Source organism: Bacillus sp. IS1 (genome assembly GCF_032461585.1).
Taxonomy (GTDB): Bacteria; Bacillota; Bacilli; order Bacillales; family Bacillaceae; genus Bacillus; species Bacillus velezensis.
On record NZ_JAWCWR010000011.1, the window covers coordinates 17,053 to 43,514 of the forward strand.

Below are 26,462 nucleotides of genomic sequence, written 5' to 3' on the forward strand. Positions count from 1 at the left end.
GAAAACAATTGTGATATTTTCTTACAAATTTTCTTGAAAAGGTTAAAAAATTACTAAAAATTTTATTAAATAAGCCTCAATTGATTGACATGACCGATCGATTTGTCCCGTGGTCTAATTTCTTTTCTGCCCATTTATATGATTTATTGCTTATCGTAAAATACTAAATTTTCATCATTATTCCAATCAAGAAACTTTATATACTGGTTTCATATAAAGAAGGGGGGTATAAAGCAGGAAACGAGTAATAAGTTGTCTGTTGTCGGCCTATGGATCTCACACTTATTAAAAAATCTCTAGGGGGAATTGAATTGAAGAAAAAAGTAATCACATCCGTCACCGCTCTGATGCTCGCTGCTTCCAGTCTGCCTGCTTTTGCCCACGCTAAAGAAAAAGAGGTTGAACCCACTGTTTCATCAGCACCGGCCGTTAAACAAACAATGAGCCATAACCAGTTTAATGCTAAAGAGAGCACTGGTATCCCTGGTGTTAATTTCAATGTAAATCTTGACGTCCTCGGCATAGCAAATTCAATCCGAAATGCTGTTGTGCAAAACGCAAATCGACCGGGTTTTGTCAAAAATATGATGGAATCTGCTTTTTACTCTGCCGGACAGAAATATAATGTCATGGTATTTAATTTGGCCCAGAATTACGAAGATCACTTCAGAGGCGTCAAATTCTATGGATCTGCCGTTCTTAATGGAGTGGTATACGGGATCTGGGTGTTTGAAGATGGGGAATTCACAAACAAAGGAGATGGCGGCTGGGATAACTGGGCGTTCAGAGGCTGGTTTGACAGAGATGGCAAATATGTAAAATTTTATAGACCGTAAAACATCAAAAAGGTATGCGGTTGAAAAGTGAAGTGACACACCTTTTTGATGTTTTGTTGAAAGCAAGCGGAATATAACTTAAGCATCCTTCGGGGTGCTTTTTTATTTGTACCAGGAGGCGAAAGCATCATGAATATCAAAACAATATCAGTTGAAAAAATAAACCCCGCTACATACAATCCTCGGATTGACCTGCAGCCCGGAGATCCGGAATATGATTCCCTCAAAGCTTCAATAACTCGATTTGGCAATGTTGAGCCACTCGTATGGAATGAAAGAACCGGTAATCTGGTTGGCGGACACCAGCGATTTAAAATATATATGGAAAGCAACCCTGCTGAACTCACTGTCTCTGTAGTCAACCTGAATGAATCAGAAGAGAAAGCCTTAAATCTGGCTTTAAATAAGACGGGCGGAGATTGGGATGAGCACAAGCTTGAACAGGTATTGCGAGATCTACAGGAGAATAATTTTGATTTATTTGTTACTGGCTTTTCAGATTCTGAGTTAGACGAGATTCTGGATGAATTACCTGAACATGCGGGGAATGGCGGGAAGATTACTGATGGCCATGAACTGGACTTAGATGAATATGAAGACGATCATTTTGAGCATACATGCCCGAAATGCGGATTCTCGTTTAATGAGTAGGTGAAGCATATGATTGGTTACAAGTGGAGGCTTTCCGATCTGAAATCTGTAGAGCGGAATGGCCTAAAGGTATTCAGTACATTCTCCTGCGGCGGCGGCTCATCTATGGGCTACAAACTTGCCGGATTTGAGCTTGTGGGGAACTGTGAAATCGATCCCCAAATGATGAAGATATACAGAAAAAATCATAATCCACAGCATTCTTTCTTAATGGATATACGAAAATTTAACAAAATCCCTTTGAGCGAACTTCCGGAGGCTCTATTTGATCTTGATGTGTTCGACGGTTCTCCGCCGTGTAGTGTATTTTCAATATCTGGTGAACGGGAGGATGCCTGGGGGAAAGAAAAAACGTTCAGGGAAGGTCAGGCTAAACAGTCATTGGACGATTTGTTTTTTGAATACCTGGATGCCGTAGAAAGATTGAAGCCTAAAACGTTTCTCGCTGAAAATGTAAAAGGAATGATAATCGGTAAAGCGAAAGGATATGTCAAGCTTGTCATTGAACGAGCAAAGGAAATTGGGTATGACGTTCAGGTGTTTTTGTTGAATGCAGCAACAATGGGAGTCCCGCAGCGGAGAGAGCGGGTCTTTTTTATTGGCCGTCGGAAGGATCTGAACCTCCCACCTTTGCATCTATCTTTTAATGAATCACCTATTTTGTATGGTGAGTTCAGGAGCGGCCGGGGATCAAAGCTGACAGAGACCTCTAAAACATATAGGCGATGGGTGAAGCGGCGCCCGTCAGATAACACTATAGGAGATATAACGAAGAGAACAGAGGGGAAAGAAAGTAATTTCAATACTGTCTTGGTCAAAAACAGCCTTGTGCCGCCTACTTTGGCTAGTAACTCTGTTTTCATACGTTATGATGAACCTTACTATATCTCTGAACGAGATATCATCTTAATGCAGTCGTTCCCGTTGGATTATGATTTCGTGGGCGCTAGCACCCAGTATGTTTGTGGAATGAGTGTCCCGCCTATCATGATGAACAGGATTGCGGAACAGATTTCTAATCAATGGTTTAAATAAAAAAAGAGGGTGCTGCTAACACCCTCCAATCACAACAGAGATAGCTCCCTGTCGAGAGCGTGATCAGACGCGGCCGCGTTTGTGGGAAATCACGCTCTGATTCATATTGTAATGGAGGACGGGGAGCATGACAAGAGAAAAAACAAACATATGTTCCTATTCTGATGAAGAGAAGGAAAAGCTTCTGCTTTTACATAAAACCGATGTTCTTGAAAATATCAGTGAATCCAAAGAAAAGTATCGGAAAATTGTTAGTGCAGGCATTGCACAGTGGATCAGAGACTTTCAAAACGGTCGAATAGAGGTAAACACTGTGGACGACCTAAAAAAGCTCATAGAGCTCGATATACAGCTTCAGAAGGATGAAGAATTTTAAAAACAAACTCAAACTCAATTAGATGGCTCGGGGGTGGGTGATGATGTAATGCCAAGAAAAAGAGATCCACGCAGAGACGAGGCTTTTCATTTGTGGAAAGAGAGCGGCGGAACCAAGAAATTAAAAGACATTGCCGATGAATTGGGCGTCACCAGTAGCACCGTCCGCAAATGGAAAGCGAATGATAAATGGGAAGAAAAAATCAATGGGAGCGCTCCTAAATCGAAAGGGAGCGCTCCTTTTCGTCCGGGCGCTCCAAAAGGCAACAAAAACGCTCGGGGGAATAAAGGAGGTAAGGCGCCGCCTGGTAACAAAAATGCTAAAGGGAACAGGGGCGGTGCCGCTCCCAAGGGAAATAAAAACTCTGTGCGTACAGGTGAGTATGAATCCATATTGTTTGATTTCATGGATGATACAGAAAAAGAGCTGTTTGATCAGATTGAAACTGACCCGCTCTATCAAATTGAGTTAACGATCCGGGAGCTTTATTTAAAAGAGCGGCGTATGATGCAGCGCATCATGAGGATTGAAAATGGATTAAATGAGAAGCAGCGCCGTGTTCTTCAACAGATGCGCAAGGTAAAAGACATCATCCCAACTAATGACAAGAAAACAGGACTTGTAAAGCATGTGCCGCTTATGAACGAGCGGCTGGTTGTCACGGAAGTGGAAGAAACAGCGATGCGGTCCATTGACGATATCTTAAATATCGAAGAAGCAATGACCCGTGTTACCGACAGGCGGCTGAAGGCAATTCGTCAAAAGCACGATATTACCCGCTCTATGGATGAACACGATTTGAAGCTACGCGCCATGTATCTGACAAACGAGACAAAACAAGCTGAGCTTGAACGCTTGACCGCAAGACCTGTGGATAACTCTGTGAATATCATAATAGAGCGTAAGCGCAAGGATAAGGATGACAGCTGATGACTGTTAAAAAAGTAAACCCACATTTCGAGGATTTCCTTTTTGACTGGAACCAAAAGTTTCAGTTTTTGGTTGGCGGCTATGGGTCATCGAAAAGTTACCATGCTGCACTGAAGATCATTCTGAAATTACTCACAGAGAAGCGGACTGCGCTTGTTATCCGGGAAGTTTATGACACACACAGAGACTCAACTTTTTCTCTCTTCGAAGAGATTGTCAACGAATTAGAGATTGATCACGTTGTTAGGTGTGTTTCGTCACCGATGCAAATACGGTTTCCGAATGGCAGCCGAATTATTTTTAAAGGGCTGGATAAGCCGGCCAAGCTGAAATCAATCAATAACATTTCGATCATATGGATTGAGGAATGTTCTGAGGTGAAATATGAAGGCTTTAAGGAATTGCTTGGGCGCCTGCGTCACCCTACATTGCCGCTCCACATGATTCTTTCCACAAACCCGGTCGGAGAGGATAACTGGACATTCCGGCATTTCTTCAAAGATGACCGTCAAAAACGGTTTGTGCTTGATGATAAAGAGCTTTATGAAAAGCGTACAGTCGTTGTGAACGACACCTATTATCATCATTCAACTGCGGAAGATAATCTATTTCTGCCCGAAAGCTATGTGAAGCAGCTCGATGAACTGAAGGATTATGATCCAGACCTTTATCGCATTGCGCGGAAGGGGCGCTTTGGCATTAATGGTGTGCGGGTTCTTCCTCAATTTGAAGAGCGGCCGCACGAAGAAGTTATGGAGGATATCGCCAACATTCACCGCCCGCTTAAACGAGTCGGCATGGACTTTGGTTTTGAGGAATCGTATAACGCCATTGTCCGGCTTGCTGTGGACACGGAGAAGAAGTACCTCTATATCTATTGGGAGTATTACAAAAATCAAATGACGGACGATAGGACGGCCGAAGAGATAAAGGAATTTGCGGAGACAAAGGAATTGATCAAAGCGGATGCCGCCGAGCCGAAAACAATTCGTTATTATCAGCAGCAAGGATTCAATATGGTGGGGGCTCGGAAGTTCCAAGGTTCACGTCTTCAATATATTAAGAAGATCAAGCGGTTTAAAAAGATCATTTGCTCTGACCGTTGTGAAAATACGGTATATGAGCTGAAGCCGCTCACCTATGCTACCGATAAGCTGGGTCACATCATTGAAGACGAGTTCACGATTGACCCGCATACTTTTTCAGCGATATGGTACGCGCTGGATGATTATGAGGTTTCCGATCTTAAAGAAAAACCAAAAGGACGCCCGCAGCGGGCCAGACCGGTTAGGGAAGAAAGGGGGTTATCAGATGACGAAGCAATCAGTCAAAGCACGAGTGATTAAAGCCGCTCCGCCTGCTGAAACGACAAAACAAATATATGCTGATGAATTTGCAGGCCATTACACAGAAAACATGATCATGGAGCCGCCATACAACCTGAAGGAATTAAAAATGATAGCTGAGTATTCAACAATGCTACAGCAATGTGTTGATGCCTACAGGACAAATATTGTGGGGTTTGGGTTTGACATGCGATACACAAAGGATATGAATTCACATGAAGTAGATTCTGCCGAAAAAGCGGCTGCGGATAAGGAATGGCAACAGCTTGAGGAGTTCATAAAGCATCTCCATTTTGATGAATCAGCAGAAACACTGCTCGGCTTCTGTTTAGAAGATCGGGAAAAGACAGGAAACGGATATATAGAGGTTATCCGTAACGGTAAAAATCATCCCGCCGGCATCGAATACATGGCCGCAGAATATGTCCGGGTGTGCAAGCTATCTGATCCTATAGAAGTTCCTTTCAAATACTTTGAATCAGGTCAATTAAAGACTATGAAAAGGCAGAAGCGGTTTCGTAAATATGCTCAGATGATCGATGGCCGAGTCATTTATTTTAAGGAGTACGGTGACCCGCGTACACTTAATCTTGAAACGGGGCAGTATGATGAAAGAACTCCTATTGATAAGCAGGCCAACGAGGTTGTGCATTTTAAGATAGGGAGCGGCGCTTATGGGAAGCCCCGGTGGATCGGTCATATTGTCAACTTATACGGCGCCCGCAAAGCAGAAGAGCTGAATTTCATGTACTTTAAACAGGGCCGGCATGTTCCCGCTGCTATTACGATCGAGAACGGAATGCTCTCGGAGGATTCGTATAAACAGCTGCAGGACTATATGAACGGCCTTGAAGGCGTGGAAAACTCACATAAATTTCTTTTGCTCGAAGCGGAAGGGATAGCCAAAGGGAAGAATATTCATGGTGATGAAGAAATCGTACCGGTCAAAGTGGACATCAAGTCACTGGCCGAGATTCTTCAGGAAGATGCTTTGTTCCTGGAATATGACCAAAAGAGCCGGGATAAAATCCGCTCTGCTTTCCGATTGCCGCCGCTCTATACTGGCGAAGCCCAGGACTATAACAAGGCGACAGCTGACACGGCCAGAAAGATTACTGAAGAGCAAGTCTTTCAGCCGGAACGAAATGTACTTACTGGCAGACTGAACGCGTTATTTTTAAATGATCTTGAAATTCATAAAGTAGAGCTGCAGTTGAAAGGCCCGGACTTTCAGGACCCGCTTGAAATTGCAGAAGTGCTGACTCCTTTCATTACGGCTGGTGCTGTATCACCTAACGATCTGAGGGATCTGGCCGGGCGCGTGCTCGGCAAAACGCTTGAGGAATGGCCGGAGGAAGAATACAATCGGCCAATTGGTAAGAACGAATCAACACCGGCTGAGGATCCTTTTACGGCTCTGTTTAAATCCAAGGGCGGCACTCCTGACGTGATCGGGCTGTTAAAAGATATGCGGGATTTGTTGGAGGATTTGAAGAATGAACAAAACCGATAAGCTGCTGGTCAGTCTTACCTCATTTATTCAAAAAGCCGAGGAAAGCGAAGGTCAGAAGCTTGTGGAGACGATTCCTGACTTCCCCGGCCTCTCTAAGATACCCCGTTACGTAGAGAATTATGAAAAAGGCATCGCCAGATTGCTCAGGAGCCAGCGTAAGAGGTTTTTAAAAGGATTGAACGGCTTTGTAAGCAAAGCTGATTCAGAGACGTTACAGGAGCTTCTGGTGTTTTTTACGCAGAACCTTTTTGCAGAGGATGATTTTCAGGAAGAGTTCCAGGAACTTACCGAGGATTTTCTGCAGCAGACGCTTGAAGAGCTGGCCGCTGTCATAATGGATTCAATCGATCCTGAAGTTCCGTTCAAAGTTCTTTCCTCCCGCTCGATCGACTGGATCAAGGGTTGGTCAAAGAGATTGGCCGAGATTATGCAGCTCAACACACATGAGGCGGTGGAAACGGTGCTAACGGAAGCCGTTGACTCAGGCTCTTCTATTCAGGAGATTGAACTGACTCTGAAGGACATGCCGCATTTCGATAGACCAAGAGCCCGGACAACAGCTATCACGGAGGTGCTGGCCGCTTCCTCTGCCGCTCAGCATGAATCTTATGCGCAGTCCCCGGCTGTCTCTAAGAAGAAATGGAGGCACAGCGGAGGGAAGAAGAACAATCCGCGTGAGAATCATATAGACCTCGACGGCACTATTGTTGGTGTTGATGAAGAATTCAAGATACCAGGAAGCAGCGAAACCTGTATGTATCCGCGAGACACAAAGCTTTCCGCCGCTGAGCGGGTGAATTGTCATTGCGTTCTATCACCTGTGGTAGACAACGAGATATTAGGGCTGTCAGCTGAGGAAAAAGAAAAGATTCGGAGAGAAGCCTTAGCAAACATGGAATAAAATAGTATAATATCCTCATTACTTTCGTAAATGGGGTTTATAAATGAATTGGATGGAATTTGTTTCATCAGTAGTCAAATCAATTGTTTGGCCTGTAGCTATTATCATCATAGTTATAAAATTGAAAAGACCTGTATCAAATTTAATCAGCACGTTGGCGAAGATAAAATATAAGGACTGGGAATTTGAGTTTCTAATAAATAAGAAGTTGGATTTGGTTGAGTTTTCACTCTCAAATGAAAGTTCTAATGAAACAGATGTTGAAGATAATCCAACTAGTGGTAAAACAGTAGAGGTAGAACGTACTCCTCGCCAAGGTTATGTGGAATCTGAAGTAGGAGCCGGTAAAACTAACCCCTTTACCCGTATTATAAGAAATGATTTATACGGGCTGGAAAATGCAATCATTAACCTGTATCATACCGCGAAAAAGAGGAAAAATGAAACGCCTCAGAAGGCACCGATTGGGAAGGTGATTGGATATTTGGTCAGTGAAGATATAATTGATGATAAACTCGGTGAGGCCATACTGGTACTAAGACAAACTCCAGACGAGCTTGAAACAGTGCCGGTAATACCGGAGTCCATAATACAAAGAGCGCGAAAAAATATAGAAAGTCTTACACATTATTTTAATTCCAAAAATGATTTATTAGCTTCGAGCACTAAGTCTTCTGAATAAAGAAGGCTTTTTATTTTGAAAGGAGGTGAAGAACATGCCAAGAGAATTGGTGAACGCAAAAATCACACATGTTTCTTATGTAGACAAGGCTGCTAATCAAAAGCAGTTCTTTTTTATGAAATCAGAAAAACAGCCGGACTTTCAAAAGGAAGTGAAGGTCCTTGCGAAAGAAGCGGATGAGCAAAAACTTGTTTACGGTATCGTTTATGAACCGGACACAGTGGATGCTCACGGGGATTTCATGACAGCTGCAGAAATTGAGAAGGCCGCTCACGGCTTCCTGAAAGATGCTCGTGAAATTGATAAGCAGCATGACTTTCAGGGCGGCGTTGGTGAAGTGGTAGAATCTTATGTCGCTCCTGCTGATTTTGAAATGAATGGTGAAACCATCAAAAAAGGATCATGGGTGCTTGTGACAAAGGCCTCCGAGGCAGTTTGGGATGAAATCAAAAAGGGCGAGATTACCGGTTATTCAATGGCCGGCATCGCAGATATCGCAAAACAAAAAGAAAAGCCTGTTTCTCCAGAGGACAACAACGAGAAAGGGCTTTTTAATTTGGTCAAAAACTTTTTTAATGCCAATGTGGCCAAGGGCGCGGTTCGGGACAAATATGATGAGGGGCGCCAACGCCGTGAGTTTTGGGCCGCACAAGATGCGTTAAACTCAGCTTTATTCAAATGGGACTATCCCGGAGAGATGGAAAATGATCCTGCAAAAATCAAAGAAGCTCTGCAAGACTTCGTGGATATCGCTCAGGATGTATTGATTTCCGATGACATTCTAAAAGCGATCGGGCCGAAGCCGGCAGAGCTGCAGAAGGCCGGCCGGAAATTATCGGCTGCTAATGTACAGGAGCTTAAAAATATACAGGATTCTATCGGCAACTTGTTAAGCCAAGCAGAAGTAAAGGAGGAAGAGGAAGAGATGACTTCAGAAGACGTAACAAAATCCATCGCAGAAGCATTAGAGCCAATTCAGAAGCGGCTCACGGAATTAGAAAAGGATGAAGATCCTAAAAAGAAGAAAGACGAGGAAAAAGCATCTGAGGAAGAAGAGGCTGAAAAAGAGGCTGAGAAGTTGAAAAAAGCCATCACAGACGCTGTTCAACCGCTCGCTGATCGTATTGATGCCATTGAAAAAAGCCGCGGCGTTTCAAAACAAGAAGAGACCACGCAGGAAACCGCAGATGTTAAAAAATCAATCTGGGCCGGCCTTCTTTAAGCAGAAGCGGCAAACACAAGGAGGATCACATGAGAAATCAAGAGGTAATTGAAAAGGCAGAGATGACGCTTGCCAGCTTAAAGAGCGGCGGCATGATGAACCCAACACAGGCAAATGCATTTATTCGAATGGTTCAAGATGCGCCGACTATCTTAAATGAGGCGCGTGTCATTCCTATGGATCATGATACGCAAAAAATTGAGAAAATCGGGTTTGGGCAGCGGATTCTCAGAGCTGCCCAGGAAGGTGTTTCGCTGACAAAAGATCAAAAGGTTGCTCCGACAACAAGCACTGTCAGCTTGAGCACAAAAGAAGTCATTGCAGAAGTAAATATCACCTACGACACACTTGAAAACAACATTGAAAAAGAGGGACTGCAAAATACAATTATGCAGATGCTCGCTGAACGTGCGGCCGTTGATATTGAAGAGCTGTTAGTAAACGGTGATACGGCATCTTCAGACTCATATCTCGCGCAAATAGACGGAATTCGAAAGCAAGCCACATCTCATATTGTGGATGTAGCGGGCGAAGAGTTGACTCGCCAGGTCTTCAAGCGTGGATATAAAGCAGTTCCTTCAAAATATCTCCGGATTCCGCAGGAGTACCGTTTTTATACCTCTCCTGGCATGGAAGTTGAATGGAAAGACCGAGTGGCTGACCGTCAGACTTCTTTAGGAGACACCGCGGTACAGGGCGGACTTTCTTCAGCGTTTGGTGTTCCGGTCAAAGGCATTGCCAACTTGCAGCCGTACACCACAGGTGAAGGGGATAGCGCGTCAGATGTGTCAGATATTATCCTGACTCACCCGAAAAATATCATTCTCGGTTTTTCGCGCAACATTCGTATTGAAGTAGATAAGGATATCCGCCGCCGTATGTTCGTGATCGTCCTGACGGCTAAGCTGGACAGTAAATTCGAAGAAGAAGACGCTGTGGCTAAAATCATCAAAGTGAAAGAGTAGGTGAATAAAATATGGCCGACACATATACAGCGAAGTTGATAGCAGGTCAAACTTACGATGTTATGGGGTATGTCTTCCTGCTTAATCAGAAGCGTGAAGTGGAGAAGCCCGTCTATTCTTATTTGAAGAATAATGAGCAGTTTGAGTGTCATTTAATTAAAGAAGAGCCGAAGGAAACGGAAAAACCTAAAAGCGATGATGACACGGCAACAAAGAAGAAGTACACAGAAACAGATTTGAAGGGCATGAATAAAACTGAACAAGAAGCCATTGTTACTGATCTTGGCGGCAATCCGTCTGACTTCAAGAATGCAGATGAAAGAATTGCCTTCATCCTTGAACAACAAGGAAAAGAAGAGTGAGCGGCATGTTAATTACCCCCGCTGACTTAAAGGCTTACTCGGTTTTTGATTCAGTCAAAGATCGGCCGGACGTGCTGCTTACCCAGGACATCATAGAAGCCGTTGCTGAAATTTCGTTAGAAGTTGGCCATGATTTTTCAGGAGAGGAATATGATCCTCTTCCTGAAAGGGTCAGGCTGGCCGTTTTAAAGATGGCGCAGTTTTACGCACTGATCAATTCGGATGAGTCAATCACAAAAGGATATACGTCCGAGAAGATAGGCGATTATTCGTACACTCTCGGCAATGGAAGCACCATTCAAAAACCCAATATCTATTCACTGATCAAGGATTACGTGGTGCCGGCTGATTCAGATCTTGAAGGCACAGAAGTAAAAATGCGGATGAGGTCTATATGAGTTACCGCTCCTTACTGACGCACAGGTGTGATGTTTACCATCTGCAGGAGAAACACGAAGGCCAAGAAAAGAGATACGGCGTGCCTGTTCACGATGCACCGCCGGCTTACACTTATCCTGATGAGCCTGATATAAAGAGTCAGCCCTGCTATTTTACTGAGAAGAGCCAGTCAATTGTTCAGCAGGAGCCGAACGCGGCCATCTACCAGTCATTTATGATTCATTTCCCGGCTTCTGCAGATATTCGGATCAATGACAGAGTGAAATGGGAAGGCACTGCTTACAAGCTGCAGCAGCCGCGTTTGATTAAAAATCACCATTTGGAAGTGACGGCAGTCAGGGAGGTTAATTACCTATGAGAATTAAGGGTCTCGATCAATTCGTTCAAGCGCTGCACCAGGCATCCCACGGAGGACTGCGGCAAGAATATGAGATGTGGCTTGAAGGAATGGGTTATCAATTCCTTGATATTGTCCAGGATGAAGTGATCCAGACACAGACGGTAGACACGCGCCGCCTGCTTAACTCATTCCATAAGGGCGATCAGGAGAACATCTTTTCAATGACGGCTGGTAAATTAAAGCTGGATGTGGGAACGAATCTGGATTATGCCTCTTATGTCAATGACGGGCATTTCACCATTGATCCATCCAAGAATCAGGATCGTCGCTGGGTGCCGGGCCGATGGAAAGGTGACCGCTTTGAATATGATCCTGCTGAAAAAAACTCCGGAATGCTGCTGAAGTTCAAATGGGTTGACGGTTCGGGGTATTGGGATAATGCAATGGCCATCTTTGAAATGATGTTTGAGCGTAGCCTTGAGCGGAAGCTCCAGCAATGGATTGAAAATAAATTTTAGGCGGTGGCAGCAGATGAATAGTGAAGTTGGCTCAATCATGGGCTATCTATACAATTTGTATCCTGTCCAGGTATATGAGGAAGAGATACCGCAAGACTTTGCGGTCCCATCTCTTTACTTCCCGCCGGCTTCTACCGCCGACGGTCCAGACACAGTTTCAACATTTCAGAAAGTCTATGTGCTAAACGTGAAGCTATTTCACAAAAATGCTCAGAAGGCTCATACAGAAGCTGAAAGGATAGCGGATGTCCTTAGAAGTAAGAGGGGGCTAATCCCGCTCCTGAAGGAATCTGGTGAAAATACGGGTGATTTTATCCGTCTGTCACGAATTGAAACCCGGGTGACGGATGATTATGCAAGTATTGTCCTGAATTGGACAGACCGCTATTGGTATGAGAGAGAAGAAAAGCCAGCTCTGAATAATTTTGATTTTACAAGCGGGGTGAAATGATGGCCACTAAGTTAGAAAAAGCAGAAACTGCTTTCTATATCAAGGATTTGAGGGGGCACAGTCGTGAGCTCTTTGGGGTAAAGCCCGAAGTATTTGACGGTGCTCTTTTTCATGTAGACAAAGAAAGAATTACAAAAACAGAAGCGAAGAAGCTCATAACTCAGTTTCTTCAAAAGGAGGTTAAATAGATGAACGGCGGAACATTTACACCAGGCAAGGAAAAAGAGCGTGCGGGTATCTACTTTAATTTTAAAACGACCGCCGAGGATCGTGTGTCTGTCGGTGAAAGGGGAACCGTGGCGCTGCCGATCGCTTCTAGTTGGGGAGAGTTGAAAAAATTCATTTCTATCTCTTCCATTGAGGATTTGAATAAGAAGATCGGATTAAACATTGATAATCCTTCGCTCCTTCTGCTGCGTGAAGCAATGAAGAAGGCAAAAACAGTCTTGCTTTATCGGTTGACTGAGGGTCTTCGTGCTTCTGCAGAAATTAGCGAAGGCGTTAAGGCCACCGCTCTTTATGGCGGGACTAAAGGGAATGACATCATTATCCGGATCACCGAGAATGTCATTAATTCAAAAAAGGTTGATGTCATTACGTATCTCGATGAGTCAGAAGTTGATAAGCAGACCGTAGCGGCTGCGGAGGAATTGAAGGCAAACAGCTATGTATCCTTTACTGGAAAAGGAGATTTGACCGTATCCATCCCGCTTACCGGTACATCTCCTGCTGATGCAAGCGGAGACTTACCGGCATCCGCCGGCACCCGTCTTTCCGGCGGCACAGATAAGATCCCGACGAACGCCGACTATATGGATTTCTTAGATGCGGCTGAAACTGAATACTTCGACACCATTGCTCTGCCAGTAGAAGACAATGAACAGCTTAAAGCCACGTTCGTGGCATTCGTGAAGCGGTTAAGAGATAACCAAGGTCAGAAGATTCAAGGCGTCCTTTCGAATTATAAAGGGGATCATGAAGGCATTATCAATGTGACAGGTGGGGTCCTGCTGGAAGACGGTACTGAGATTACGCCTGAAAAAGCTACTGCCTGGGTGGCCGGGGCCAGCGCGGGGGCTACCTTTAACCAATCCCTTACGTTTGTTGAATATGAAGGGGCTGTGGACGTTTTAAATCGCATTGACAATGATGAAATTGTTGAACGACTCGCTAAGGGTGAATTTTTGTTCACTTTCGATCCCCGCGATAAGGCGGTGGCTGTTGAAAAGGATATTAATTCCCTGACAAGCTTAACGGCTGAGAAAAACAAGGTGTTCCAGAAGAACAAAATTGTTCGGGTCCTTGATGCAATTAATAACGATCTGACATCACAGCTGAAAGCATTAATTAAGTCCAGAAAAGCGAGCGGCAGCGATGTCCCGGCTTCGGATGACGGCCTGCAGTTCGTGAAAACCCTGATCACTCAATACATGGGAATCCTTCAAGATGGGGGCGGCATTACGGGGTTTGACTCTGAGTCTGATATCGCGATTGTTCTGAATGAAGATCGAGACGGCTTTATCATTGATTTGGCCGTGCAGCCTGTTGATGCAGCAGAAAAATTCTACTTTAACGTGGAGGTGAAGTAAGATGGCTTTTAAAGCGCAGAATACGATATCTGGTAAAGAGGGGCGCCTCTTTTTGGATGGTGAGGAATTGGCTTTTATTAAAACGTTTGAAGCGAACGTGGAGAAAAACAAATCAGAAGTCAATGTCATGGGCCGCCGTATGACCGGCCATAAAACAACTGGCGCGAATGGAACGGGAACAGCGACATTTTATAAAGTCACATCTCGCTTCGTACAGCTCATGCTCAATTACGTGAAAAAAGGTGAAGATCCTTACTTTACCCTGCAAGCCGTGCTTGATGATAAATCATCTGGCCGCGGGACCGAGCGGGTTACTCTCTATGATGTGAACTTTGACTCTGCGAAGATCGCCGGGCTGGATGTTGATTCCGAAGCATTGGAAGAGGAAGTGCCGTTCACCTTTGAAGACTTTGATCTTCCTGAAAAATTGAAGGATACTTTTTAAAAAGACTTAAGTGTAAACAAGAGAATTTTTAAGCTAATTCAAGAAAACAGGTGATTTTTTAATGAATTTAGGAGTCTTAGATTTATACTGATTTCACTTGGGGTATACTATTCTAAGGGCTTGTAGTATAATTACGCTAAACGTAATAGCGTAATGAAATAACGCATTAATTCTAAATTTGAGTTAAATTGAATTCCTGTTATCAAATGTATTTCTTTCAAAAGGAATGCATAAAATAAAAAAAGACCCGGCTGCAACCGGGTCGGTATAAATGTTGGCCCATCAAGAGGGCTGGCTTAACAACTTCATGAAAGATTTACGGATAGACTTAACCCTTTAACTTTTCCACGAGCTCAAGGGTGGGTCTATTTCTTTTTTATATAAGTCAACAGGGCAATTATAAAAGAGCCGAAAGCAAGCATTAGCATTAATGCTTGAAACGTTGACATCATGAGCATCACCCCCCTTCATGAGGGAGTGAGCCAGACCGCCCTTGAGGTGTTGAAAGCCAATTCATTTATACTAAACCATATTGTACCATAACACTCTCACAACCGAGAGTGTTTTTTTATTGCCTGAAGACAACCAAAACAAAAGGAGCAATTAACATGAGCGAAAAACAAAACGAAAAAGTATATGATCTTTCATTCTTTATGCCAGGACAAACAATCGAAGCGGAAGAGGTAAAAGTGCCGATTTCAAAGCGGTTTAAAGACAAGGCGGGGAACGTGGTTCCGTTCGTTTTCAAAGCAATTACGACTGAGCGCATCGATGAGTTGGAGAAAGAAAACACAACATACAAAAATGTCAAAGGCCGCGGCCGTGTGAAAGATCTGGACAGCCAGCGCTTCTATGCACGCATTGCTGTTGAAACGACTGTTTACCCGAACTTTAAATCAAAAGAGCTGCGCGAAGCTTACAAGACAGAAGATCCGGTGGAAGTGGCAAAGCGCATCCTTTCTGTCGGCGGGGAATACGCTAACTGGCTGAACAAGGCAATCGAGATCAACGGTTTTGAAGATGATCTGGAAGACCTTGAAGAAGAAGCAAAAAACTAATACGGGGCGGGGATAAAGAGGCCGTGTATTTCTATTTCGCAATGCACGAGCTGAAATATTCCCCGTCTGAATTAAGGGAGCTTTATGAAGCTCCGCGTGAATATAAGGCGCTGCTGTACGGCGCCATTGCTTATAAACTTGATTTGCTTGAAAAAGAAGCGAAAAAATCATAGGTAGCTGTTAGAAAAAGAAGCAGAGAAAGGAGGAAAATAACCATGGCGAAACTAACAGCCACATTTGATCTACACGATAAGATGACCAAAAAGCTCCGCAAAATACAAGGAAATGCTGAAAGACTTCAGAGGGCTGCTAATGGCCCCCTTGTTTTTGAAGCTGATGACCGGACACAACGGACCATACGGAGGATAGATCGCTCAGCCACCCAATTGACGCGGCGCCCCCGCTCTCTTGATGTCCGTCTCGATGATCAAGCTTCAGGAGGGTTAACTCGCATCAGGCGGCAGACTGAGGACATCACAGAAGGTGAACATGAGGTCAGGGTATCGGTAGATGACAGGGCGACCCCGCGCCTACGTTTAATCAGGGGAAGCCTGTCTGATTTACAACGATCGGACGCAACGCCTACTGTCTCCGTCAGAGACCGCGCATCCGGGGATTTAAACTCTCTCCGGCATCGCGTCTCAGATTTAGATGGATCTGAGGCAACGCCTACTGTGTCTATTAAAGACAAAGCTTCCGCTGCTCTCGATGCTATCGAGAAGAGGTTGGACGGCTTAAAGACTGTCACGATTACATTAGCGGCAGCGGGTGGATTATCAGGCGGCGCAATTATGAACTCCGGAAAAAATGCAATGGCTCAGGACGCCTATGTCTCAGCAACTTCAAACGTGAGCAAAAAAGATGCAGGGCGAATGACTGATGACATTTTCTACAAAAACAAAGCCGGTGGATCCCGGGAGGAAGTAAGCTCAGCATTAAAGGGACTCTCGCAACTGACGGGGGCATCCGGCCGGGCGCTGGCGGAACTCACCGAGTCTTCAAGCAAAATCGCTCAATTGATGAATGCTGACCAAGCTGAAGTAGACCGGGCGTTCAGTGCTATGTATAACAACTTGAAAATGACTGGTAAAGAGAGCGGGGACACCATAGCTTACATTTACCGGAATGCTGGTGACCAGGCTGACGATTTGCTGGACACAATGAATGAATACAGTTCCACTTTCAAAGACATGAAGCTTACGGGCGGTCAAATCGCAAACGCCATGATAAAAGGGACCAAGGGCGGCGCCCGGAACTTCGACAACCTTGCCGACAGTATGCGTGAATTTAACATCCGTCGCACGGAGATGTCAGATAACCAAGTCGCCGCGTTTGAACAATTATTTGGCGGCAAAGAAACGCAAAAAATGTTCAAAGGCTTCAAAGACGGTTCTATCAGTGGACAGGAAAGCCTCTTTAAAGTGGCTGATGCGCTATCCAAGGTCAAAGACAAGACCAAGCGTGCTGCCATTGCAACTGAGCTTATCGGGACGCAGTACGAGGACTTAAAGCAGCCAATCCTTGATATGGCTGAGGGGATCGGCACAAGTGCGAAAACAACCGGCGAGCTAAACCGCAGCTTTACTCAGCTTCGGAATAACAATCCGATGACGCCTGTAAATGATGCTATTAGGGATTTTGAGAGTATATCAAAGGATATGGGAACCTCATTGTTAACCGGTCTTGGCCCTGCTTTTGATAAGATTAGTGACTTCCTGAACAGTAAAGAAGGCAAAGAAAAGCTGAAAGAGATTAAGAACGACATAACCGATCTTGGAGAAGCTATTGGTGACAAGCTGAATAAGGCTATCGAATTTACGGTTAATCACTGGGATGAACTGAAAACAGGGTTTAAGGTTGTGGTCCCGCCTCTGATCGGTTTAATAGCTTATCTGAAGATTCTCCGTCCGATCCTGAAAGGAATAGGCACAGCCGGCGGCGATGCTGCCCGCGTCATAAAAAAACTGATTCCTTCACGAACGGGTTCAGCATCCGCAGATCCCAATACGAGAAGCGGTAGAAGAAACGGAAGGGCCGGCAGAGCAAGCCCAACGAGTATAGCAAGGAGCGGCAGTCTGACAGGCTGTTGTTGTGCTGGCGGTTTCGGTGGGGAAGGCCGGGGAAAAGGCAGATCATCTGGCCGACAAGGAGGCGCTGCCCGCAGGAATCCCGCTCGTGGGACAATCAGCGTGCCTGCTGATCGCTTAGGAAGAGAACGGGGGCGTACAGGGGTGGGCTCCGCTGCCGGTCGGGATGGAGTTTCAACCACAAGAACAGAACTCCGGTCTGCCGGCCAGGCCTCATCCAAAATGGGAAAAATCCTTAAACCGCTTTCCGGAGTTGGAAAGTTTGCGAAAGGAATCCCGGTACTTGGTACAGCGTTGGCGGCAACGGGGCTTATCGGTATGAATAAAGATAATGCCGGTGAAAAGCTCGGCTCTTTCGGGGGCAACATGGCAGGCGCGGCTGCCGGTGGGGCAACCGGCGCGGCAATAGGCTCTGTCGTTCCGGTTGTGGGAACAGCTGTCGGTGGTTTAGTCGGCAGTGCTGTTGGCGGCATTGCGGGATCAGATGTAGGTTCGTCAGTGGGGCAGTGGTTTGATAACGGCGGCATGTCAAAGACATGGGATAGCATCAAGACTGGCGGTGGAGATGCCTTTGCCTGGGTATCCGAAAAAGGACAGGACGCCTTAGACTGGATTACTGACACCTGGGACGATCTATCATCTTGGTTTATGGACAATGTCTGGGATCCAATTGGTGATTGGGTCGGTGATACCCTTGACGACATAAAAAAGAAATTTGAAGACGGAAAGAAATGGGTTACTGATACTTGGAATACAGTGTCAAATTGGTTTGATAAGAATGTGTGGACGCCCATCTACAATACGGCTGTCCCGATTATCAATTTCGTAGTCGGCATTTTTGCTTTTGCGTGGGATGGCATTAAGAAGATATGGTCTATCGTCTCAACTTGGTTTATGGATAATGTTTGGAATCCAGTAAGTGATGCAGTGACAACGGTAGCGAAGTGGATCTGGACAAAGATCACTGATGCGTGGAAGTGGATTTCTGATACTTGGTCTACTGTGTCATCCTGGTTTATGGATAACGTCTGGAATCCAATAAGTGACGCTGTTGCGACTGTGGCCGGTTGGATACAAGCGCATATTGATTATGCGCGGATCTGGATTCAATTAAAATGGCTTCAAGTGGCGACATGGTTCTATGACAACGTCTGGAACCCAATCAGTACAGCAGTTACTGACGTAGCAAACTGGATTTGGACGAAGCTTAATGATGCGTGGACTTTTATTTCGGACTTATGGTCAACTGTGTCAACTTGGTTCATGGACAATGTCTGGAATCCAGTAAGTGATGCGGTGACAACGGCAGCAAAGTGGATCTGGACGAAGCTTAACGATGCGTGGAATTGGATCTCCGATACATGGAATACGGTTTCCACTTGGTTCACTGAAAATGTCTGGAACCCCATTGTCACAAAAGTGGAAAATGCTAAAAAATCAATCACGAAAAAGTTTGAGGATGCCAAAAACGCAGTTACCGGCGCTTGGGGAGGAATTGAGGCTTGGTTCAAAACAAATGTCGGTGATCCCCTGGGGAAAGTGGCCGACGGAATTAAAAAGAAGTTTGAGAAAACGTTTTGGTGGGTCATTAAACTTAAAGAGTTAGCCGACGCCGGTGGGGAGTTTATCGGTTCTATTATACATCGTGGTGAACAAGTCACTGGACTGCACCAAAAGGGGAAAACTTCAACAAACAACAATTCGGCAGGAACAGGAATTGGCTTAGCTCGTACGCAACAACAGCCTGCAAATAGTGTTTTTCCGCCAAAACAAAAAAGCGTACTGCAAAAGAATGCCACAGGCGGCTTCATCACAAAGCCTACTATTTCATGGATCGGTGAAGCCGGTAAGGAGTTTGTTATCCCCGTCGATAATAATCGTGGTCGCGGTAAGATGCTTCTTTCACAGGCGGCTTCTAAGCTCGGCATGAGTGTTGTGGACGATATGGCTGCAGCTTCAAGCGGCGGTGGCGAATCTTCTGTTTCTCCATTATCCAGTGGTGCGGCAGTTTCTGCTTCTGTCTCTCCAACAGTAGACACGTCCAGTCTGAATGACCAGGCAGCTACATTTGGTCAACAGTTCTCACAAGGCTTTGATCAAGGTATAAGCGACAATGTTGTGTCTATGGATGCTTGGAAACAGAAAAACGTTGGTCAGCCTATGAACAACTTGATTTCCTACTCGCCGAATTATGGGAAACAGGTTGTCAATGGGTTTGCCAGTGGTCAGAACAGCACTGCGACAGGTACGGATGGATTTCTGCAAACCAAAGTCAAAACCCCTTTCCAAAATACTGTTAACAAATCAGGGTCATGGGGAAGCGGGACGGTGAAGGGATTCGCTTCCGGTCAGAACAGTACGGATCCCGGCACTGCCCAGTATGTCAGCTCTCGTATAGAAAAGCCTTTTCTCCGTTCTAAAGAGTCCTCCAACGGATGGGGGAGCGGAATGATCGGCAACTTTATTACTGGGATGGCATCCAAGGGCAGCGAAGTATCTGAAGCCGCGAAGGAACTTGCTAAAAAAGTAGAAAAAGCATTCCGTGAGGAGCTTGATATCCATTCGCCTTCCCGTGTCATGATGAGTCTTGGCCGCTTTGCATCAGTAGGGGTTGTTAAAGGTCTCGGCTCTGTCGATGTGAAAAAGTTTGCCGAAAAACAAGCGGGTTCACTTGCGGCTGCCTATTCCGGAATGGGGGCAGTCAGCGGCAACGTTAAGGAATGGCTAATGTTTGCAATGATCGCAACTAAAACTCCATTCAGCTGGCTTCCGGGCTTGATGACAATTGCACAGAATGAATCAGGCGGCAACCCTAATTCCATTAACTTATGGGATAGCAATGCCAAAGCCGGCCACCCGTCACAAGGGTTAATGCAGACGATCCCAAGCACCTTTGAAGCTCATAAGGCGCCAGGAATGAATGATATCAGCAACCCAATTCACAACGCTGCTGCCGCTATCGGCTATATTAAAAGCAGATACGGATCGATAAACAATGTGCCCGGGATTAAGAGCCTGGCGCGCGGCGGCCCATACGTCGGTTATGCCAATGGTGGTTTGATCACTAAGGAGCAGATCGCCCGTGTCGGTGAAGGGAATAAACGGGAGTGGATCATTCCTGAAGAGCGGGGCATCCGCGGCCGTTATTTGCTTGGTCGTGCCGCTCAAGCGCTTGGAATGGAGGTAACTGATCCTGCGCAGACGGGAACAACTGAACTCTCTTCCGGGAAAGTATCTGCGGCCACCTCGGGCGGCACGCAGACTGCGGTTGCCGCTTCCGGCAGCAAAGAAATTGTAATTCAACTTAACGGCGATCAACATTTTTATAACAATCAAGACGCTGATAGCCTCGTGGCCAAAATCAAACAAGCTCTGATAGATGAATTAGAGAAGGATATCAATATCGGAACGAAAGGAGTCGTAGCTTTTGACTAAGTCTGTTTATGAGTTTTGGATATCACAGGGGAAGGACAGGCTGCGGCTGCCCGTCCTTCCGGAACAGATCGACATATCTGATACGATTCAAAATGACTCTGTAAAGGTTGCCCGCTTCGGTGAGATTACCTTTATAGATAATCCGGGAGCGAAAGAAATTTCGTTCTCTTCCTTTTTTCCAAAGAAGCACAGTCCGCTCTCCGAATATAAAGGGTTTCCTTCCCCAGAAAACGCAATTGCAAGAATAGACAAATGGTTGAAATCGAAAAAGCCTGTTCAGTTTTTGATTACCGGAACAAAAATAAACTTAACCTGCAGTATTGAGGCATTTTCGCACAGTGAGGGACAAAAGGACATAGGGGATCGAGATTTTGAAATTAAGCTGAAGGAATACAGGACCGCTTCACCCCGGAAGATAAAACAAAAGAAGAAAACAAAGAAAAAACGGCCGTCAAAATCTGCTCCAAAAACATATACCGTGAAAAAAGGGGATACTCTTTGGGATCTGGCGGGCAAATTCTATGGGAGCAGCATGCAATGGCGGAAAATATGGAATGCCAATAAAACGGCAATGATTAAACGCAGCAGAAGAAACATCAGGCAGCCGGGCCACTGGATATTCCCCGGCCAAAAATTAAAGATTCCGCAATAGCAGGTGATGACACATGATTGAGCTTTTTGTCATTAAAGAAACAGAATGGCTTGAGCTGGTAACAGAGACAGTCTCTCTTGAAGGACAGCGATATCAAGCGCCGCGTTCAATCACGGCCACGATCATAACAAAGCAAGGAAATCACTCTTATTACAGCGTAACTGAAGGCGATACCGTTCTATTCAAGTGGAAAGGTAAGGAATTATTCCGCGGCATTGTGTTTTCGCGCAATCCTGATGATCAAAAATTGACTTTTACGGCCTATGACATGCTTCAATATCTGGTGAAGAACAAAGATGTTTACGTCTTCTCAAATCAGCGTGCTGATCAAATAGTAAAACGGCTGGCCCGAGATTTTCAAATACCCACTGGGTCCATCGCCAAAACAGCATATACTATTAAATCATTGGTTTTTAAAGACGATACCAGCCTTTATGACATGATATTAAAGGCATTGAAGCAAACAAAAAAACAGACCGGTCATAATTATCAGTTATATGCCTCGAAGGGGAAGCTTTGTCTCAGGGCTTGGCCTGACCCGTCAGAAGTTTGGGTGTTAGAGACAGGCGTAAACATCACAGGATACCAGTACAGCACCTCAATAAATGAAACAGCAACGAAGGTCAAACTCCGCCGTCAGAAAGACAATAAAACGTATACTGCCACTGCGCGCGATAGTTCAGGAATTAATAAATACGGGGTTCTGCAGTATGTGGAAACTGTCTCGGATAATATTAATCAGGCGCAGCTTCAGCAGCGAGCAAACGTACTCCAATCACAGAAAAAAGGTGTGAAAAAGGAATTAAAGAGTATTCAAGCTATTGGTATCCATGACTTGCAGAGCGGGCTTCCGGTGTATATTTCTATTCCGGAAGTGGGGGTAAAGAAAACATATTGGATTGATTCTGACAAGCACGAATTTAAAGGCAGCTCCCACACGATGACAATTGATGTGGTTGAGAAAAACACAATCCCGGACGGGGCTTCATCATGAGGTTAAGTGAAGCAATTAAACATCTGGCTATCGGGGCTGTTGGTTCTGAGTCGCCGGTGGATATGCTGCCGGCTGAAGTCGTTTCTGTTTCCCCTGTTGAAATCAAGCTCAATGAAAACGAAAAATTGATCATTCCTTCTGACTTAATTATTATCCCTAAACGCCTGCGCGCCGGGGGAGAAGATGAGCTTAAAACTGGTGAGAATGTAATGGTTGTCTCCTTAAAAGGCGGACAATCATTTTTTATTCTCGACAAAATATAGGGGGGTGCGTGGGTTGGCCCTTTCACCAGAAATAGAATTTGATGATTTTGAAGATGACAGCGAAGCAATAGAGACATCGCGCACATATAGAATTGACTTTGAAAATGGGCGAATTACTAACGAGCTGATCGCAGGACTTGAGGCAATTAAACAATTTGTTTATATGGCCCTGCATACAGAGCGGTATTCCTATTCTGTTTTCAGTCATGACATTGGTAATGAGCTTCAAGAGGTTCTTTCTGATAACGAGACAACAGACGCATATAAAAAAATGGAGATCCCGAGGCTGATCGAAGAAGCTTTAATTTATGATGATCGAATTTCTTCTGTCACTGATTTTGAGATTGATAAATCAGGTGATAGGTTCATAGTTTCTTTTATCGTAGAGACAGACGAGGGCACGTTGGAGATCGAGGAGGTGCTTGGCGAGGATGTTTGAAGATCAAACGTTTGAGGAGATTATGGATCGTATGCTGTCCCGTATCTCTGCGGATATTGATACAAGAGAAGGGAGCGTCATTTACAATGCGCTCGCGCCTGCGGCCGCTGAGCTTGCAAAGTCTTATATTTGGCTTGATACCGTTCTGGAGCTCGTGTTTTCCGATACGGCTCAGGGCGAATTTCTGGACAGGCGGGCTGCTGAAGCGGGGATTGAAAGAACGGCAGCCACAAAAGCTGTAAGGGCGGGCGAATTCACATCAGGGGTGAAAATTCCTGCGGGTTCCCGCTTCTTTGTTGATAATCTCTATTTTCAATATACAGCTGATGGAACATTAGAATGTGAAACGGCCGGTGAAGCTGGTAATGCAAATATCTCCGGACAAAATCTTTTGTCGCTCGATACGATACCCGGTCTTCAAAAGGCGATAGTGAAAGAGATCCTGATTCCTGGCCGCGAAGAGGAAGACGACAATAATTTGAGGGAACGCTATTTTACCCGCGTGCGCCGAGAAGCCGTAAGTGCTAATAAAGAGCATTATAAGCAGTGGGCGGAAGAAGTGGACGGAGTGGGTAAAGCGAAGGTCTTCCCGCTTTGGAAGGGAGACGGCACTGTCAAGATTGTGGTGACGGATGCTAAGCTGGAGCCGGCTTCAGATATTCTGATAACAAAGGTCGGTGATTATATTGATCCGGAGCCCGGACAAGGAGAAGGCCAGGCGCCGATCGGTGCGTTTGTAACAGTAGAAAGTGCAGAATGGAAAGAGATTGAGATATCCGCCTCTGTGCTGCCTGAAATCAATAGCTCGATTGACCAAGTTAAAGACGAAATAGAAGCGGGAGTCCTGAATCTTTTCAAAAAGATGGCTTTTGAAGATAATGTGATCCGACTCTCTCAAATTAACAACATCGTGTATAATTCGCCATCCGTGAGCGATTACTCTGATATTAAAATTAATGGACTGGCTGAAAATTTGGTCCTGGATGACATTGAAATCCCTAAGCTCAGGCAGGTGAAGATCGTTGAGCAAACTCGATGAGATGACGGCTTACCTGCCGCCCTTCTTAACAAAGTTGAAAGAAATGACTCAAATCCTTCAGACGGAAGCACCGGAATTTGAGAAGCAAAATGATGGCATCTTTGATCTGACAGATCAGCTGTTTGTTACAACAGCTACCTGGGGGCTCGAACGCTGGGAAAAGATATTAAACGTGCCGCGCGAGTCGGGTGATACGTATGAGATTCGCCGGCTGCGCCTGATTTCCAAAATGTCCAATATTCCTCCGGCAACATATCTGGCCATTGAGCGGGCGCTTAACAGGTTCTTGAAAAATCCGTCTGCCTGCGTCCGTTTGATTCCTGGAGAGTATCACTTTAACGTTGATATTGATATAGATGACCTGCAGCACATGACTGAGCTTATTGAGACGTTAGAGAACATGAAGCCGGCACATTTGGCTTACACACTCAGGCCGGCTTTTAATGAGAGTCTGCAAATAAAGGATACAGTCATATTGAATCACAGGAGATACCGTAAAGTGAGTGAGCTTCGGGTAGGTTATTCCGTAACTCTTAATAACAATGAGGTGATCTTGACATGATTTCAAAAGCATATAGAGAGCGTACTGCTGCCGATTTAAAAGATCGAATCAGCAAAGTGTTGCTGAATGGAAAAGAGACTGAAATCGTGGAGCTTTCGATCAGTGGCGCGGTGGTTGCGGTGCTCACACATCGTGAAGAGGATATTAAGCACATTGAATCAGTGCAGATCATTGATGACTTGGGAAATGTGATTACTGAACGAAAGACTGATTTAAATGTCAGTGATAACAGAACGTTAGATTTTAGGTTTACTTTTGAGGTGGTATAACAATGGCTTACGAAGCAAAAACAAATTGGCTTCCAGACGACCCGATTAACGAAGGCGATGTTAACCGCTGGGAAAAAGGAATAAAAGACGCCCATACGGACCTTGCATCTCATAAAAACGACATGAATAACCCGCATAAAACGACAAAGGGACAAGTCGGCCTCGGGAACGTGGACAACGTGCAGCAGGCTCCGAAACGAGACTTTGATATTCATGTGAATGATGCTGAACTTCATATCAATAAAGAAGAGCGGGAAAACTGGAACAACAAAGAAACCCCTGAAGGATCAAAAGAAAAAGCTAAGCAGGCATTGACTGAGGCTATCAATTATGTGAATTCCAATTTCAAAAACGAGAACTTAATTTGCATTCGTGATGGAGATGAAAGAGCGATCGTCGATGCAAGAACACCAGGCACTGATTACCCTGAAGGAATAACCTTTATGGGTATCTATGAGGGCAATGACACAGGCTACCCTCTTGGCTATGGCTTAATTAAAAATGAAAATTTAAACAAATGGCGCTTTGCTCAGTATTTCTATGGTAATGGCGATGGAACAAAGAGGAAGAATATCGGGACATGGATTCGCCATTGGTGGGATAGTACAGGCTGGACAAAATGGGAAAAGATATCAGGTTTTGCTCACGCAAGTGTGGGAGTATCCGATGTTCAATATTTAAAGCAGATTGATCACACCAAGATAGCTTTTAATCGAAAAATAAAAGACAGTCATGATGCTTTTGATATTAAAAATAATAGATTTGTCGCGCCGAATGATGGAATGTACTTAGTGAATGTTGGGCTTTATATGATCAACTACGCTATGTATATCAACTTTCATCTGAAGGTGTATCTAAACGGAAAAGAGTATAAAACCCTTGACCACTATAGAGGATATTTTGATAACGGCAAAGAAATGAATTTAGGGCTAAACGGAACAGCCGCTATCCCGATGAACAAGGGTGATTATGTGGAAATCTTCTGCTACTGTAATTATGGCGGAGATGAAACCGTAAAGAGAGGCATTACTGATAAGAATGATGTTTACAACTTCTTTGATATTCAAGAAGTTGGAGGATTAAATTATCCCAATGTGTAAGGA

Annotated in this window: 30 protein-coding genes and 1 pseudogene; 30 read left to right on the forward strand and 1 reads right to left on the reverse strand. The window is 44.9% G+C overall.

Translation table 11 applies throughout. The features are described 5' to 3' along the window. The first annotated feature begins 311 nt into the window (after window positions 1-311). The 19 genes and pseudogenes from RUW00_RS21670 to RUW00_RS21760 all read left to right on the forward strand — a co-directional run bounded on the left by RUW00_RS21670 (window position 312) and on the right by RUW00_RS21760 (window position 14,561). Window positions 312-836, forward strand: a complete 525-nt coding sequence (locus RUW00_RS21670) for a stress response protein YvgO (RefSeq protein ID WP_233662651.1) — start codon at window positions 312-314, stop codon at window positions 834-836. A 129-nt stretch (window positions 837-965) separates the two neighbouring features. Then, window positions 966-1,487 carry a ParB N-terminal domain-containing protein gene (locus RUW00_RS21675; protein ID WP_069013517.1) on the forward strand — a complete coding sequence of 174 codons (522 nt, stop codon included), beginning with the start codon at window positions 966-968 and terminating at the stop codon, window positions 1,485-1,487. A gap of 9 nt (window positions 1,488-1,496) precedes the next feature. Next, window positions 1,497-2,522 (forward strand): DNA cytosine methyltransferase, encoded by a 1,026-nt coding sequence (locus tag RUW00_RS21680; RefSeq protein WP_069013516.1) that lies wholly within the window; start codon window positions 1,497-1,499, stop codon window positions 2,520-2,522. Between the two features lie 127 nt (window positions 2,523-2,649). Beyond that, window positions 2,650-2,898 carry a hypothetical protein gene (locus RUW00_RS21685; protein ID WP_069013515.1) on the forward strand — a complete coding sequence of 83 codons (249 nt, stop codon included), beginning with the start codon at window positions 2,650-2,652 and terminating at the stop codon, window positions 2,896-2,898. A gap of 48 nt (window positions 2,899-2,946) precedes the next feature. Further along, the gene (gene terS, locus RUW00_RS21690) at window positions 2,947-3,828 is read left to right on the forward strand and encodes a phage terminase small subunit (protein WP_053285403.1); all 882 of its coding nucleotides are present in this window, start codon (window positions 2,947-2,949) and stop codon (window positions 3,826-3,828) included. After that, window positions 3,828-5,174 (forward strand): PBSX family phage terminase large subunit, encoded by a 1,347-nt coding sequence (locus RUW00_RS21695; RefSeq protein WP_069013514.1) that lies wholly within the window; start codon window positions 3,828-3,830, stop codon window positions 5,172-5,174. Before terS ends, RUW00_RS21695 begins: the two co-directional genes overlap by 1 nt. Then, window positions 5,140-6,687 carry a phage portal protein gene (locus RUW00_RS21700; RefSeq protein WP_069013513.1) on the forward strand — a complete coding sequence of 516 codons (1,548 nt, stop codon included), beginning with the start codon at window positions 5,140-5,142 and terminating at the stop codon, window positions 6,685-6,687. The genes RUW00_RS21695 and RUW00_RS21700 overlap by 35 nt, the downstream gene beginning before the upstream one ends. Beyond that, on the forward strand, window positions 6,671-7,588 hold the full coding sequence (locus tag RUW00_RS21705; RefSeq protein ID WP_069013512.1) for a phage head morphogenesis protein: 918 nt from the start codon (window positions 6,671-6,673) through the stop codon (window positions 7,586-7,588). Before RUW00_RS21700 ends, RUW00_RS21705 begins: the two co-directional genes overlap by 17 nt. A gap of 43 nt (window positions 7,589-7,631) precedes the next feature. Continuing rightward, a pseudogene (locus RUW00_RS23080) lies at window positions 7,632-7,815 on the forward strand (hypothetical protein); the annotation flags it as partial. Window positions 7,816-8,304: 489 nt separating this feature from the next. Next, entirely contained in the window at window positions 8,305-9,492 is a 1,188-nt protein-coding gene (locus RUW00_RS21715; RefSeq protein WP_069448503.1) for an XkdF-like putative serine protease domain-containing protein, read from the forward strand. 29 nt (window positions 9,493-9,521) lie between these two features. Next, window positions 9,522-10,457, forward strand: a complete 936-nt coding sequence (locus RUW00_RS21720; protein WP_069013426.1) for a phage major capsid protein — start codon at window positions 9,522-9,524, stop codon at window positions 10,455-10,457. A gap of 11 nt (window positions 10,458-10,468) precedes the next feature. Next, complete coding sequence (locus tag RUW00_RS21725; RefSeq protein ID WP_053285396.1) at window positions 10,469-10,819, forward strand: YqbF domain-containing protein; 351 nt, start codon at window positions 10,469-10,471, stop codon at window positions 10,817-10,819. 5 nt (window positions 10,820-10,824) lie between these two features. Beyond that, window positions 10,825-11,217: a protein YqbG gene (yqbG, locus tag RUW00_RS21730; protein ID WP_053285437.1), complete on the forward strand. Its 393-nt coding sequence runs from the start codon at window positions 10,825-10,827 to the stop codon at window positions 11,215-11,217. Further along, the gene (locus tag RUW00_RS21735) at window positions 11,214-11,576 is read left to right on the forward strand and encodes a DUF3599 family protein (protein WP_069013427.1); all 363 of its coding nucleotides are present in this window, start codon (window positions 11,214-11,216) and stop codon (window positions 11,574-11,576) included. The genes yqbG and RUW00_RS21735 overlap by 4 nt, the downstream gene beginning before the upstream one ends. Beyond that, complete coding sequence (locus tag RUW00_RS21740) at window positions 11,573-12,076, forward strand: HK97 gp10 family phage protein (protein WP_069013428.1); 504 nt, start codon at window positions 11,573-11,575, stop codon at window positions 12,074-12,076. The genes RUW00_RS21735 and RUW00_RS21740 overlap by 4 nt, the downstream gene beginning before the upstream one ends. 13 nt (window positions 12,077-12,089) lie before the next feature. Continuing rightward, the gene (locus tag RUW00_RS21745; protein ID WP_069013429.1) at window positions 12,090-12,527 is read left to right on the forward strand and encodes a phage tail terminator family protein; all 438 of its coding nucleotides are present in this window, start codon (window positions 12,090-12,092) and stop codon (window positions 12,525-12,527) included. Continuing rightward, the gene (locus RUW00_RS21750; protein WP_109566643.1) at window positions 12,524-12,715 is read left to right on the forward strand and encodes a YqzN/YkzM domain-containing protein; all 192 of its coding nucleotides are present in this window, start codon (window positions 12,524-12,526) and stop codon (window positions 12,713-12,715) included. Before RUW00_RS21745 ends, RUW00_RS21750 begins: the two co-directional genes overlap by 4 nt. Then, window positions 12,716-14,116 carry a phage tail sheath family protein gene (locus RUW00_RS21755; protein WP_069013431.1) on the forward strand — a complete coding sequence of 467 codons (1,401 nt, stop codon included), beginning with the start codon at window positions 12,716-12,718 and terminating at the stop codon, window positions 14,114-14,116. A gap of 1 nt (window position 14,117) precedes the next feature. Then, window positions 14,118-14,561 (forward strand): phage tail tube protein, encoded by a 444-nt coding sequence (locus tag RUW00_RS21760; protein ID WP_019712741.1) that lies wholly within the window; start codon window positions 14,118-14,120, stop codon window positions 14,559-14,561. Window positions 14,562-14,926: 365 nt separating this feature from the next. On the opposite strand, the gene bsrH is transcribed toward RUW00_RS21760, so the two are convergent. After that, the gene (gene bsrH / locus RUW00_RS21765) at window positions 14,927-15,010 is read right to left on the reverse strand and encodes a type I toxin-antitoxin system toxin BsrH (RefSeq protein ID WP_129091953.1); all 84 of its coding nucleotides are present in this window, start codon (window positions 15,008-15,010) and stop codon (window positions 14,927-14,929) included. A 159-nt stretch (window positions 15,011-15,169) separates the two neighbouring features. Here bsrH and RUW00_RS21770 point away from each other — a divergent pair, with 159 nt between their 5' ends. Genes RUW00_RS21770 through RUW00_RS21820 form a run of 11 tightly spaced genes read left to right on the forward strand, consistent with a single transcriptional unit; the run spans window position 15,170 to window position 26,459 of the window. Next, window positions 15,170-15,619, forward strand: a complete 450-nt coding sequence (locus tag RUW00_RS21770; protein WP_069013432.1) for a phage tail assembly chaperone — start codon at window positions 15,170-15,172, stop codon at window positions 15,617-15,619. Window positions 15,620-15,660: 41 nt separating this feature from the next. Continuing rightward, a complete protein-coding gene (locus tag RUW00_RS21775) occupies window positions 15,661-15,792 on the forward strand; it encodes a hypothetical protein (RefSeq protein ID WP_223198305.1) in 132 nt (43 codons plus the stop codon). Window positions 15,793-15,834: 42 nt separating this feature from the next. Next, a complete protein-coding gene (locus RUW00_RS21780; RefSeq protein WP_069448505.1) occupies window positions 15,835-21,141 on the forward strand; it encodes a phage tail tape measure protein in 5,307 nt (1,768 codons plus the stop codon). Then, on the forward strand, window positions 21,134-21,793 hold the full coding sequence (locus RUW00_RS21785) for a LysM peptidoglycan-binding domain-containing protein (protein WP_069013434.1): 660 nt from the start codon (window positions 21,134-21,136) through the stop codon (window positions 21,791-21,793). Before RUW00_RS21780 ends, RUW00_RS21785 begins: the two co-directional genes overlap by 8 nt. 13 nt (window positions 21,794-21,806) lie before the next feature. Then, entirely contained in the window at window positions 21,807-22,787 is a 981-nt protein-coding gene (locus tag RUW00_RS21790) for an XkdQ/YqbQ family protein (RefSeq protein WP_069013435.1), read from the forward strand. After that, window positions 22,784-23,050 (forward strand): DUF2577 family protein, encoded by a 267-nt coding sequence (locus tag RUW00_RS21795; RefSeq protein ID WP_069013436.1) that lies wholly within the window; start codon window positions 22,784-22,786, stop codon window positions 23,048-23,050. The genes RUW00_RS21790 and RUW00_RS21795 overlap by 4 nt, the downstream gene beginning before the upstream one ends. A 13-nt stretch (window positions 23,051-23,063) precedes the next feature. Then, entirely contained in the window at window positions 23,064-23,489 is a 426-nt protein-coding gene (locus RUW00_RS21800) for a DUF2634 domain-containing protein (RefSeq protein ID WP_069013437.1), read from the forward strand. Further along, window positions 23,482-24,528 (forward strand): baseplate J/gp47 family protein, encoded by a 1,047-nt coding sequence (locus RUW00_RS21805; protein ID WP_069013438.1) that lies wholly within the window; start codon window positions 23,482-23,484, stop codon window positions 24,526-24,528. The genes RUW00_RS21800 and RUW00_RS21805 overlap by 8 nt, the downstream gene beginning before the upstream one ends. Next, window positions 24,512-25,090: a YmfQ family protein gene (locus RUW00_RS21810; protein ID WP_025284118.1), complete on the forward strand. Its 579-nt coding sequence runs from the start codon at window positions 24,512-24,514 to the stop codon at window positions 25,088-25,090. The genes RUW00_RS21805 and RUW00_RS21810 overlap by 17 nt, the downstream gene beginning before the upstream one ends. Further along, entirely contained in the window at window positions 25,087-25,359 is a 273-nt protein-coding gene (locus RUW00_RS21815) for a hypothetical protein (protein WP_069013439.1), read from the forward strand. The genes RUW00_RS21810 and RUW00_RS21815 overlap by 4 nt, the downstream gene beginning before the upstream one ends. A 2-nt stretch (window positions 25,360-25,361) precedes the next feature. Beyond that, complete coding sequence (locus RUW00_RS21820) at window positions 25,362-26,459, forward strand: hypothetical protein (RefSeq protein ID WP_025284120.1); 1,098 nt, start codon at window positions 25,362-25,364, stop codon at window positions 26,457-26,459. The last annotated feature ends 3 nt before the right edge of the window (window positions 26,460-26,462 follow it).